Annotated in this window: 12 protein-coding genes; 7 read left to right on the top strand and 5 right to left on the bottom strand. The window is 65.0% G+C overall.

Translation table 11 applies throughout. From position 1 onward, the window contains the following. The first annotated feature begins 56 nt into the window (after window positions 1-56). Both gcvT and J1M87_RS08925 read left to right on the top strand, forming a co-directional pair. Window positions 57-1,157 (top strand): glycine cleavage system aminomethyltransferase GcvT, encoded by a 1,101-nt coding sequence (gcvT, locus tag J1M87_RS08930; protein WP_206489202.1) that lies wholly within the window; start codon window positions 57-59, stop codon window positions 1,155-1,157. 40 nt (window positions 1,158-1,197) lie between these two features. Beyond that, window positions 1,198-2,301 (top strand): branched-chain amino acid aminotransferase, encoded by a 1,104-nt coding sequence (locus tag J1M87_RS08925; RefSeq protein ID WP_206489201.1) that lies wholly within the window; start codon window positions 1,198-1,200, stop codon window positions 2,299-2,301. On the opposite strand, the gene J1M87_RS08920 is transcribed toward J1M87_RS08925, so the two are convergent. Genes J1M87_RS08920 through J1M87_RS08905 form a run of 4 tightly spaced genes read right to left on the bottom strand, consistent with a single transcriptional unit; the run spans window position 2,298 to window position 5,375 of the window. Continuing rightward, window positions 2,298-3,059, bottom strand: coding sequence for an adenosylcobinamide-GDP ribazoletransferase (locus tag J1M87_RS08920; RefSeq protein WP_206489200.1), 762 nt, complete (start codon window positions 3,057-3,059; stop codon window positions 2,298-2,300). The two genes, J1M87_RS08925 and J1M87_RS08920, sit on opposite strands and share 4 nt — an antisense overlap. Before the next feature lie 2 nt (window positions 3,060-3,061). Then, window positions 3,062-4,144 (bottom strand): nicotinate-nucleotide--dimethylbenzimidazole phosphoribosyltransferase, encoded by a 1,083-nt coding sequence (gene cobT / locus J1M87_RS08915; protein WP_206489199.1) that lies wholly within the window; start codon window positions 4,142-4,144, stop codon window positions 3,062-3,064. Further along, window positions 4,141-4,710: a bifunctional adenosylcobinamide kinase/adenosylcobinamide-phosphate guanylyltransferase gene (cobU, locus tag J1M87_RS08910; RefSeq protein WP_206489198.1), complete on the bottom strand. Its 570-nt coding sequence runs from the start codon at window positions 4,708-4,710 to the stop codon at window positions 4,141-4,143. The genes cobT and cobU overlap by 4 nt, the downstream gene beginning before the upstream one ends. A gap of 5 nt (window positions 4,711-4,715) precedes the next feature. Next, window positions 4,716-5,375, bottom strand: coding sequence for a DUF3043 domain-containing protein (locus tag J1M87_RS08905; protein ID WP_206489197.1), 660 nt, complete (start codon window positions 5,373-5,375; stop codon window positions 4,716-4,718). Between the two features lie 101 nt (window positions 5,376-5,476). On the opposite strand from J1M87_RS08905, the gene J1M87_RS08900 reads away from it, so the two are divergent. The 3 genes from J1M87_RS08900 to J1M87_RS08890 all read left to right on the top strand — a co-directional run bounded on the left by J1M87_RS08900 (window position 5,477) and on the right by J1M87_RS08890 (window position 8,069). Further along, window positions 5,477-6,550, top strand: coding sequence for a glycerate kinase (locus J1M87_RS08900; RefSeq protein WP_206489196.1), 1,074 nt, complete (start codon window positions 5,477-5,479; stop codon window positions 6,548-6,550). A gap of 66 nt (window positions 6,551-6,616) precedes the next feature. After that, the gene (locus J1M87_RS08895) at window positions 6,617-6,982 is read left to right on the top strand and encodes an iron-sulfur cluster assembly accessory protein (RefSeq protein WP_094679093.1); all 366 of its coding nucleotides are present in this window, start codon (window positions 6,617-6,619) and stop codon (window positions 6,980-6,982) included. A gap of 112 nt (window positions 6,983-7,094) precedes the next feature. Further along, window positions 7,095-8,069, top strand: a complete 975-nt coding sequence (locus tag J1M87_RS08890; RefSeq protein ID WP_206489195.1) for a carbohydrate kinase family protein — start codon at window positions 7,095-7,097, stop codon at window positions 8,067-8,069. Window positions 8,070-8,109: 40 nt separating this feature from the next. On the opposite strand, the gene asnB is transcribed toward J1M87_RS08890, so the two are convergent. Further along, a complete protein-coding gene (gene asnB, locus J1M87_RS08885) occupies window positions 8,110-10,038 on the bottom strand; it encodes an asparagine synthase (glutamine-hydrolyzing) (protein ID WP_206489194.1) in 1,929 nt (642 codons plus the stop codon). A 236-nt stretch (window positions 10,039-10,274) separates the two neighbouring features. Here asnB and J1M87_RS08880 point away from each other — a divergent pair, with 236 nt between their 5' ends. Together J1M87_RS08880 and J1M87_RS08875 are read left to right on the top strand one after the other, a co-directional pair. Further along, window positions 10,275-11,354, top strand: coding sequence for a cytochrome c oxidase subunit II (locus J1M87_RS08880; protein WP_206489621.1), 1,080 nt, complete (start codon window positions 10,275-10,277; stop codon window positions 11,352-11,354). A gap of 18 nt (window positions 11,355-11,372) precedes the next feature. Next, complete coding sequence (locus J1M87_RS08875) at window positions 11,373-11,789, top strand: cytochrome c oxidase subunit 4 (RefSeq protein WP_206489193.1); 417 nt, start codon at window positions 11,373-11,375, stop codon at window positions 11,787-11,789. Window positions 11,790-11,818: the final 29 nt, after the last annotated feature.

Raw genomic sequence — 11,818 nt, 5'->3', positions numbered from 1 at the left:
GGTGCAGTCGGTCTGCCGGGCCCGCAACGGCCGCGATGTGAGCTAGCGTGACCGCCATGACCGACACCGAGCTGATCGAGGGACCACTTCACGCCGTGCACACCGAATTGGGCGCGACATTCGCGCCTTTCGGCGGTTGGACCATGCCGGTGTCGTATGCCGGAGTCGTCGTCGAGCACACGGCAGTACGAGAGGCCGTCGGCCTCTTCGACGTCGGGCATCTGGGCAAGGCCTCGGTGACCGGACCCGGCGCTGCCGCGTTCGTGAACTCGGTGCTGACCAACGACCTGAATCGGATCGGGCCGGGTAAGGCGCAGTACACCTTGTGCTGCACCGAATCCGGTGGCGTCGTCGACGACCTGATCGCGTACTACGTCTCCGAGAACGAGGTTTTCCTGGTCCCGAACGCCGCCAACACCGCCGATGTCGTCGCGGCGATGGCGGCGCAGGCACCAGCCGGGGTGTCGGTGGTGAACCAGCACCGCGACTTCGGGGTCCTCGCGGTACAGGGACCGGTATCGGCAGATGTACTGCAGGAGTTGGGTCTGCCGACCGACATGGACTACATGGCGTTCGAGGATGCGACGTGGAACTCGGTGCCGGTACGGGTGTGCCGAACCGGCTACACCGGCGAGCACGGATACGAACTGATCCCACCGGCGGCAGAGGTCGAGCCGTTGTTCCGCGCGCTCATGGCTGCTGTGCGATCCCGCGGCGGGCAGGTGTGCGGGCTCGGAGCACGAGACACACTGCGCACCGAGATGGGATACCCGCTGCACGGACACGAACTCGCACTGGACATTTCGCCCCTGCAAGCACGATGCGGCTGGGCGATCGGCTGGAAGAAGGACGCGTTCTGGGGCAAGGAGGCGCTCGCTGCGGAGAAAGCGAGCGGACCGACGCGAGTGCTGCGCGGGCTCGTTGCTCTCGACCGCGGTGTGCTCCGGCCGGGCCTCGAAGTACGGGTGTCGGGGCAGCGGATCGGAACGACGACGTCCGGTACTTTCTCGCCGTCGCTCAAGGTGGGGATCGCCCTTGCCCTACTCGAGTCCGAGGCTGCGCCCGAGGTGGGATCGGAGGTCGAGGTGGACGTCCGGGGCCGAGCGTTGCGATGCGAGGTGGTCGCGCCGCCATTCGTCGCTGCGAAGACCAGGTGACTGCGCGAGCGCCTGTGACCACCACGATAGGATCTCGGGCATGACAGGTGTTTCCGAATTCAGGTACGTACAGCATCCCTCGCCCGCCACACCGGCCGAGCGCGACGCGGTGCTCGCTGCACCCGGATTCGGAAAGCACTTCACCGACCACATGGTGTACATCGACTACACCCGCGACCGCGGCTGGCACGACGCGACCGTCGCTCCCTACGGTCCGATCGAGCTGGACCCCGCTGCGATGGTGCTGCATTACGGCCAGGCCATTTTCGAAGGCCTCAAGATCTACCGTCAGCCCAACGACGACCTCGCGACGTTTCGGGTGCAATCCAACGCCGAACGCTTCCGATCCTCGGCCCGACGGCTCGCCATGCCGGAACTGCCGGACGAGCTCTTCGTCGGATCGATCGAGAAGCTCCTCGAGCTCGATCACCACTGGGTGCCCGCGGCCGGCGGCGAAGACGCGCTGTACATCCGGCCGTACATGTTCTCCACCGAGGCGGGCCTCGGCGTCCGCCCCGCCGACTCCTACCGCTATATGCTGATCGCCTCGCCCGCAGGTGCGTACTTCCCGAGGGGGGTCAAGCCCGTCAGCGTCTGGCTCTCGACCGAGTACGTGCGAGCAGCACCGGGTGGCACAGGCGATGCCAAGTTCGCGGGCAACTACGCGGCATCGCTCCTCGCGCAGGCCCAGGCCAGCGACGAGGGGTGCGATCAGGTGGTCTGGCTCGATGCCATCGAGCGCCGCTACGTCGAGGAGATGGGCGGAATGAACCTGTTCTTCGTCCTCGGCTCGGGATCCGATGCTCGGTTGGTGACACCGTCGCTGTCCGGATCACTCCTACCCGGCATCACCCGAGACTCCTTGCTGGCGTTGGCAACGGACGCGGGCATTCCCGTCGAGGAGCGCCGCATCTCCACCGAGGAGTGGCGCAAGGGTGCCGACTCGGGTGAGATCACCGAGGTGTTCGCCTGCGGGACAGCGGCCGTCATCACCCCCGTCGGAAGTGTGAAGTCCACCGAGGGAACATTCGAGATCGCAGGCGGCGAACCAGGGGAGATCACCCTCGCCCTGCGCGACACGCTCACCGGAATCCAGCGCGGTACGTTCGCCGATACCCACGGCTGGATGACCACGCTCCGCTAACTGCCCACCAACAACCCGATCGCGGTGAGCGCGGTGGTGGTTTCGATTCCGGCTCCCAGCACATCGCCGGACAGCCCCCCGAAGCGTCGGACGCAGTGGCGAGCGACGACGACCGCAGCAACCATCGCGACGACCACGACCAACGGTCCCTGCCAGGGGCGTTCGGGTCGGGCGAAGATCGACACGGCCGCCGCCGCGGCCAGCCACAGTCCCACCGCGACTGCCGACTGGGTTCCTGCCACGAGCGCGCCGAAGCCGTTCGGTGCCGCTGCATCGATTCCTCGTCGGCAACCGAGGACGACCCACACGCGGCCGACCACCGGGATGATCGCGATGGCCCACCACAGGTGCTGCTGGGCAAGCTGGCCCAGTGCGGCAGCCTGGATTCCGAGCGTCAGCGCAACCGCGGCAACGCCGAACGGGCCTGCGCTGCCGGACTTCATGATCTCGCGCGCCCGTTCTTCAGGTCCGTAACAGCCGAGCCCGTCGGCGGTATCGGCCAACCCGTCGAGATGCATGCCTCTGGTCAGCAGCGCCGCGACGGCGACGCAGATCAAGCCCCCGAGCATCGGCGACAGACCGGAGGCAACCGTCACCCACAGAACTGCGGACGCGACACCGCCCAGGAACAGGCCGACGAGCGGAGAGTGTGCCATCGCTCGCCCGGCCACGCCGCGATCGATCTCCTCCGGCCCCCGTATCGGCAGCACCGTCAGCCAGGAGAACGCGAGCAACAGCCCGTCGGCTCGCCTGCGCACTGTCAGAGAATTTCGCTGTCGCCGGTGCTGACCCCGGAATCGACGAAGGTCGCCATGGAGTTCAAGGTGCCGACGCCCGCCTGAACGAGGGGGAGCGCCGCGAGGGCGCCAGAGCCCTCACCGAGTCGCATGTTCAACTCCACGATCGGTTCCAGACGCAAGTGCCGCAACGCAAGCGAGTGGGCCGGTTCCGCCGAGCGATGCCCGGCAATCCACCATTTCCGCGCCCCGGCCGCGCCGTCCTCGGCCACCAAGGCAGCCGCGGTCACCACGAGGCCATCCAGGATCACCGGCGTGCGTCGGTGAGCGGCTTGCGCGAGAAACCCGGCCAGCGCTGCGATGTCGGCACCGCCGGCCACCCGCAACAGATCTGTCGGGTTCTTGGCGACAGGTCGTGCTCGACGCATCGCGTCGCGGATCGCCGCGGTCTTCCTGATCCATCCCGCATCGTCGATTCCAGTGCCGCGTCCGACCGCGGCAACCGGCTCGGTGTCGGTCAGGGTGGCGATCAATACCGTTGCAGGAGTGGTGTTTCCGATACCCATATCTCCTGCGATGAGAAGATCTGCGCCGCCGTCCACTTCCTCGTCGGCGATGGCGGCTCCGGCGGCAATCGCGGCTCGAACCTCGTCCTCGGTCAGCGCATCCTCACGGTCGATGGATCCGCTGGACCGTCGAATCTTGAACGCGGACACCGAAGGATCCATATCCGAGTCGACCGCGATGTCGACAACCCGAACCGTGGCACCGGCGATATCGGCGAGTACGTTGACAGCCGCACCGCCCGCGCGGATGTTCTCCACCATCTGGCCCGTCACCTCGGCGGGGTAGGCGGAGACTCCGTGCGCCGCCACGCCATGATCGCCGGCGAACACCACGACCCGCACTCGTTCGAGCGACCGCGGCGGGCAGCGGTCCTGGCAGGACGCGATCCACTCACCGAACTCTTCGAGTCGGCCGAGACTCCCAGCAGGCTTGGTCAACTGACGTTGGCGGTCCGCAGCGGCAGATCGAGCCGAGTCGGACGGTGCGGTGACCGGACGAAACGGTGACGACGCCGAGTTCACGTCCGAAGAAGTTGTCACACTGTGCCTTTCGCGGTGGTGAGGTCCGCCGGGGGTTCTTTGAGGTTCAGCGCGAGTCCTGCGACGACGAGCAGAACTCTGTCACATACCGCCGCCAGTCGAGAATTGAGCAGTCCGAGCTCATCTCGAAAGAGGCGTCCGGAACTCGATTCCGGTACCACCGACAGGCCCACTTCGGGGCTGACGAGCACGAGGGTGGACGGGCAGTTCGCCACCACGGTGACCAGGTCTTCGACGGCCGGTGCGATCGTGCCGCGCGGGAGCTCCCACGCCCCGGCATCGTCCAACATGCCCGTCAGCCAGGTTCCGAGATCGTCGACGACGGTGGTGCCGTTCCACGGTTGCGAGACGACCGTTGCCAGTGAGGTGACCGTCTCCACGGTTGTCCAGTCGGTCGGTCTCGACGCCCGATGGCGGTCGATGCGACGCTGCCAATCCTCATCGGAGGCGTCACGCCTGCCGGTGGCGAGGTAGCGGACCGGCCCGGCGGTGGCGAGGGACTCCGCGTGAGCGGACTTACCCGACCTGGCACCGCCGAGCACGAGGGTTCGAGTCGGCTCACCCACCGACGTCAGACAGCCGCGCCGGCGCTGACTCGCGGTTTGGGCGCGCGCATCTTCCGGATCTGAGATGCCCGAACGAAGGCGTACCACCCGATCTTGAAGCCGCCGTCCGGAGTGTCGGGGAAGCGTGCGCGAACCTTGTTGTTGATCATCTTGCCGAGGTAAATTCCCTCGCCGACCATGAAGAGCATCATCACGAACATGCCGAGGGTGACGTAGGCCTGCACCGCGGGCTCGAGGAAAAGCGCGAAGATCAGGATCAGTGCGAGCGGCATGAACAGGCCGACGAGATTGCGCCTGGCGTCGACGATGTCGCGAACGTATGCACGCACCGGGCCCTTGTCTCGGGGCAGTAGATACTTGTCTTCGCCGGCAAGCATGCGAGCGCGACGTTCTGCGGCAGCTGCGCGACGCTCGTTCGAGGCGGCTTTGCGATCTTCCTTGCTGCCCTTGTTCGCCTTGCGGCGCTCGCGCGCCTCTTTGCTCGTCAGCGGAGCCGGAGCAACCGGACCGCGTCGTCGGGACTCGGCATCGCGGCGCTTGGGCGTGGGCCGTCCCTTGCCGAGAGACACCGGAGATGCGGGCTCGGCCCCGGACACAGTCGACTCGGATCCGTTCGAGTTCTCTTCGTCCGAATTATCGGAGTTTCCACGGCGTAGCAGCTTCACACAACCAGAGTATGGGATGAGGTTTCGATTTCGAACACCGGCCAGGTCAGCTTGCCGATCACCGGATGCCGTCCGTGTGCTGCGGCCCTAGACTTTCCACGATGCGAGTGATGATTGCGCCGGATTCCTTCGGAGACACCCTGACTTCGGCGCACGCCGCCGAGGCCATTGCCAGGGGTTGGGCATCGGTTCGGCCCGAGGACGAACTCGAACTGGCCCCGCAGTCGGATGGCGGTCCCGGCTTCGTCGAGGTCCTCGCCACGCGGATCGGCACCGTGCAGTTCGCCGACGTCGACGGACCGATGGGGACATCGGTGCGAGCTCGGTGGCTGCTCGACGACACGACCGCCTACATCGAATCGGCGCAGGCATGCGGTCTGCACCTGCTCGACGGGCCGCCGAGCCCACTGTCGGCGCTCAAAGCCAGCAGCTACGGCGTGGGGCAACTCCTCGACGCAGCTCTCGGCAGCGGAGCGCGGACGATCTTCGTCGGACTCGGCGGCAGCAGTACCACCGACGGCGGCCGCGGACTGATTCGCGCACTGGGTGGCCTGGGATCTGCCGTCGCCCGGATGTCCGGAATCGACCTCGTCGCCGCGTCGGACGTGGAGAATCTGCTGTTGGGCACCGCGGGGGCGGCGCGGGTGTTCGGCCCACAGAAGGGTGCCGACGGCGAGACGGCCGATCGACTCGAAGAGCTGAACGCAGACTGGGCGGCCGTGCTCTCCGCCGCGGGTCACGACGTCGCGGACCGGCCCGGAGCGGGGGCCGCCGGCGGTATCGGCGCCGCCCTGTTCGCGCTCGGCGGCAGGCAGCAACCCGGGGCCGTCGTCGTCGCAGAGCGAACCGGGCAGCAGGAACTGCTCGACAGCGTCGACCTGGTGTTGACGGGTGAGGGAAAGTTCGACTCGCAGTCGCTGCGAGGCAAGCTGGTGACCAGGATCGCGGCCGCAGGTGGTGCCACCGGCGTCGACACCATCGTGCTCGCAGGCCAGGTCACATTGACCGAGGACGAACTGGTCGCGGCGGGGATCGCGGCCGCACATTCGATCAGCGAGTTCGCGGGCTCGGTGGAGGTGGCGATGTCCGATGCGGCGAACCAGCTCGAGCAGCTGGCCGCGCGCGTCGCAACCGAGGTAGCCGATTCTCACGTCGATCCGAGGCGGCGGGCGTGAGGAATAGAGCCACCGGGAGTACGGTTGTGTAGTTCACGGGTTTTGTACGACTGATAGGGAGAGCCCATGACCGTTTCGAATGAGACCACAACGACCGAGACCACGGCGCACAAGGTCACCATGACCGAGACCGCATCGGCGAAGGCCAAGGCGTTGCTGGATCAAGAAGGCCGCGACGACCTCGCACTGCGTATCGCTGTGCAGCCAGGTGGATGCGCGGGACTGCGCTACCAGCTCTTCTTCGACGACCGAAGCCTCGACGGCGACCTCGCGGTCGACTTCAACGGCGTCACCCTCGCAGTCGACCGGATGAGCGCCCCCTATGTCGAGGGTGCATCCATCGACTTCGTGGACACGATCGAGAAGCAGGGGTTCACGATCGACAACCCGAACGCCACCGGATCCTGCGCGTGCGGCGACTCGTTCAACTGAGCTGACTCGTAAACGACTGTGACCGATACACGCATGCGTGTATCGGTCACAGTCGTGTCTGCTCGTCTGACTGTTCGATAATTCAGCAACCCGAATCGAAAGGCCCTCCTTCGTGACTCTCGCGGTATCCGGCTCGATAGCGACCGACCATCTGATGCGATTCCCCGGACGGTTCGCCGAGCAGATCGTCGCCGACCAGCTCGCGAACATCTCGTTGAGCTTTCTGGTGGACGATCTGGTGATCCGCAGAGGGGGAGTCGGCGGAAACATTGCGTACGCACTCGGAGTCCTCGGTGGAGAGCCACTGCTCGTCGGAGCTGTGGGACCTGACTTCTCCGAATACCGTGCCTGGCTCGAAGAACACGGAGTCGACTGCAGCGGCGTGAGCGTGTCCGCAACCGCTCACACCGCGCGCTTCGTCTGCACCACCGACCAGGACATGGCGCAGATCGCATCCTTCTACCCCGGAGCAATGAGCGAGGCTCGCGATATCTCGATCCAGTCGTTGGCGAACCAGCACGAGTTGGATTTGGTTCTCATCGGTGCAAACGACCCCGATGCAATGACGGCGCACACCGCGCAGTGCCGCGCAGCCGGCATCCCGTTCGCGGCCGACCCGTCCCAACAGCTCGCCCGACTCGACGCCGCGCAGGCAGCCGAGTTGATCGACGGCGCGGAGTATCTGTTCACCAACGAATACGAATGGGCGCTGCTCAAGCAGAAGACCGGCATGTCCGACGCCGACATCGCCGAGAAGGTGGAACTTCGGATCACCACACTGGGCAAGCGCGGCGTCGACATCGTGGCCAAGGGCGGGCAGCACACCCACATCGGCGTCGTCCCGGAGACGAGCAAGGTCGACCCGACGGGTGTCGGCGACGGATTCCGGGCCGGTTTCCTCACTGCACACCGTGCCGGAGCGAGCATCGAACGTGCGGCGCAACTCGGTTCACTGGTCGCAGTTCTGATTCTCGAAACCACCGGGACCCAGGAATGGAGCCTGAACCGCGACGACGCAGTCAAGCGGCTCAGTGCGGCGTACGGCACCGAGGCGGGCGAGGACATCGGAGCCCTGCTACCTGCCTGAACGATCCGGTCGTCCCGCCCGATGGGCGGGACGACCGAGCTCAGATCGTGACCGGGTACTCCGGCTCGGCAATCTGCGGCACAATGCGCTTCTCGACGAAGATCCCGTGCCAGACCATGAAGATGATCAGGGTCCACAGTCGTCGGCTGTGGTCGGACTTTCCGGCGCGGTGATCGTCGAGCATGGCGATGATCGCCTGCTTGTTCAGCAGGTGATCGGTCTGTGAATCGGCGATCTGCTGATGAGCCCAGTCGAACAGCTCCGGACCCCGCAGCCAGTGACGTAGCGGCACCGGGAATCCCAACTTCGCGCGGTGCAGCACGTGGCCGGGAACGATTCCTTCCAATGCCTGCCGAAGCGCATATTTGGTGGTGTCCTTGGTGATCTTCTGATCGAGCGGCAACTTTTCGGCAACCTTGTAGACCTCCGAGTCCAGGAACGGAACTCGGAGCTCGAGCGAATTCGCCATGGTGATCTTGTCGGCCTTGACCAGAATGTCTCCACGCAGCCAGGTGAACAGATCCAGGTGCTGCATGCGTGCCACCGGATCCCATCCTTGCGACTGCGCGTAGATCGGTGCGGTGACGTCCTGGTGAGTCCACTCGGATCGGAACTCGCGCAGCACCGATCGCAACTGGGCGTCGTTGAAACTGCGCGCGTTGCCGTAGTAGCGCTCTTCCAGTGTCATCGAGCCCCGATGCAACAGGCTCTTACCCCGCGTGCCCTCCGGAATTCTCTCGCTCAGCGTGCCGGCCGCGCGCCGCAGGAATGCCGGAAGCGACTCGAACGGCTTCAACGACAACGGTTCGCGGTAGATGGTGTAGCCACCGAACAACTCGTCCGCGCCCTCGCCGGACAGCACGACCTTGACGTGCTTGCGGGCTTCCTTTGCGACGAAGTACAGCGGTACGAGCGCGGGATCGGCCACGGGATCGTCCAGATACCAGACGATCTCGGGGATCGATGCCGCGAACTCCTCCGGCCCGACGACCTTCACGATGTGGCGAGCCCCGATGGCGGCCGCCGACTCCGCTGCGACATCGACCTCGGAGTAGCCCTCACGCTCGAACCCGGTGGTGAAGGTGATCAGATCGGGATTGTGCCGAATCGCAAGAGCCGCGATGGCCGTCGAATCGATGCCGCCCGAGAGGAACGAGCCGACCGTGACGTCGGCGCGCATGTGTTTGGCCACCGAATCTTCCAGCGCCTCTGCGATTTCCTGGTAGCGAGCCTTGGCGCTGCCTGGTGCGAACGGCTGCACCGGAAATTTCGGAGTGAAGTAGCGGGTGAACTTCGGCGGGGTGCCGGGGGACAGGGTGGCATAGCAACCGGATTCGAGGCGCCGGATGCCTGCGTGCAGAGTTTCGGGCTCGGGAACGTACTGCAGCACCGTGTAGTGCTCGGTGGCGCGGGCATCGAGATCGGCATCGACTCCGATCCGTTCCATCAGCTCGAGCACGCTCTTCTTCTCGCTACCGAACGCGGTGCCGCCAGGACCGGTGGCCAGGAACAGCGGTTTGATGCCGAACGGATCGCGCGCGAGAAACATCTCTCTGGTCTCTGTATCCCAGACGGCGAAGGCGAACATGCCGCGCAACCGCTCGACGGCACCGGCACCCCAGTAGTGGAACGCAGCGATGATCGACTCGCTGTCTCCCTCGGTGGCGAATTGTGCACCGTGATCGCGTGTGAGTTCGGCCCGCAACTCGAGGTAGTTGTAGATCTCACCGTTGAAGACCAGCGCATATCGGTCCGGCGACTCGGGTGGCCCCCACCGCATCGGCTGGTGCGAGTGCTCGATGTCGATGAAGGCCAGGCGATTGAACCCGAAGACGACGTCGTCGTCGTGCCACGTGCCACCGGGCTCGTCCGGACCCCGATGGCGCATGCAATGGGTGGCCGAACTCACGAGTTCGACCTCGGTGGCGGTCGTTCCGTGAGACGTGAGTACTCCGAGCAGTCCACACACAGCGTCTGCTACCTCTTCTCGCAGTTGGGGACAATCCAGTCTGGGGTGGCACCGGTCCGGTCTCCGCGAAGGTCGTCAGCGGGACAGAAGGTCAGGAACCGAGTATGCCGCAGACACGCCCCGACGTAGGTAACGACCCAAGGGTGGTCTCCGGCCGGCTTTGGTCTACGCTGCGTAGTACTAGGGCGTCTCCATGTGGAAACCCTTATTCTTCAGTGGTGGGCAATCAGGAAGGCGTGAACGTGGCGCAGAGTCGGATCCTTCGGCGAGCGGGGCTGACAGCATTTCTCGGTGTAGCCGCGTTGATGCTGTCGGGCTGTTCCATCAGCAGCGACAACGTACTCAATTTCGGTTTCGCTTCGGGCGTCACCCCGCAGGGGCGACGCATCGGCGACCTATGGACGTGGTCGGTCATTGCGGCCCTGGTCATGGGTATTGTCGTGTGGGTCCTGATCTTCTGGGTGGTGCTCTTCCACCGTAAGAAGAAGAACTCACCGGAGTTCCCACGGCAGACCGCGTACAACGTTCCGCTCGAGCTGTTCTACACGGCGGTTCCGTTCGTGATCATCGCCGTCTTGTTCTACTTCACCGTCGTGGTGCAGAACTACGTCGACGAGAAGCAGCCCAACCCCGATGTGCAGGTGGACGTCACCGCGTTCCAGTGGAACTGGAAGTTCGGCTACCGGACCATCGACCTCAAGGACGGTACGGCCAAGTACGAGGGCACCGACGAGGAAGAGCAGGCGGCAGCAGAGGCCGCGGCTACCCCTGGTGAAGGTGCCGAGGGAAGCGCGGACGGCGAGTTCGTTCCTGGAGCAATCCACGGAGCAAGCCCGCAGGACCTGTCCTACCTGCACTACAACAAGATCGAAACCGTCGGCACCAGTGAAGAGGTCCCGGTTCTGGTTCTTCCGACCGGCAAGCGGATCGAGTTCGTGCTTGCGTCCTCGGATGTCATCCACGGCTTCTGGGTGCCGGAGTTCCTCTTCAAGCGCGACGTTCTCCCGAACCCCGAGGAGAACCATTCCGACAACATTTTCCAGATCAGCGAGATCGAGCGCGAAGGATCCTTCGTCGGTAGGTGCACCGAGATGTGTGGCACATTCCACTCGATGATGAACTTCGAGGTGCGTGCGGTCTCTCCTGACAAGTTCGAGCAGTACATCGAGCTTCGCAAGCCGCTGTCCGATGGGGGAGAAGCTCTGACCAACGCGCAGGCCCTCGCAGCCATCGGCGAGAACCCGCTCGCAACGAGCACGTCGCCATTCGCGACCGACCGAACCGCCCGCGCCGCCACTGTCGCCGAAGGCAACTGACCAAGGAAGCATGCTGATATGAAAATCGAAGCCAAGATCTTCGAGATCCTCACTGTCTTCTTTCTCCTGGTCGGCATCGTGTACGCGTTGTTCACGGGACTGAGCCGTACCGGAGTGGAATGGGCCGGAGTCACCGCCATCTTCTTGTCGGTGGGTCTGACTCTGATCGTCGGCACCTACTTCAGGTTCGTCGCACGTCGCCTCGATACTCGTCCGGAGGACTTCGACGACGCCGAAGTCAGTGACGGCGCAGGCGACTTGGGCTTCTTCAGCCCGGGCAGCTTCTGGCCGATCGTGCTGGCAGGCGCCGCATCCATCACGGCCATCGGATTCGCGTTCTTCCAGCCGTGGCTGATCGCCGTCGGTGTCTTCTGCGTGATCGCAGCGGCCGCGGGATTGGTGTTCGAGTACCACGTCGGTGCCGAGCGTCACTGACCCGGATTCACCCTGAAAGGGGCCTCGAT

It is taken from the genome of Rhodococcus sp. KRD162, from assembly GCF_017168335.1.
Lineage (GTDB): Bacteria > Actinomycetota > Actinomycetes > Mycobacteriales > Mycobacteriaceae > Rhodococcoides.
The sequence above is the reverse complement of the archived record's forward strand: the minus strand, read 5'-3'. Positions and strand labels throughout refer to the sequence as shown.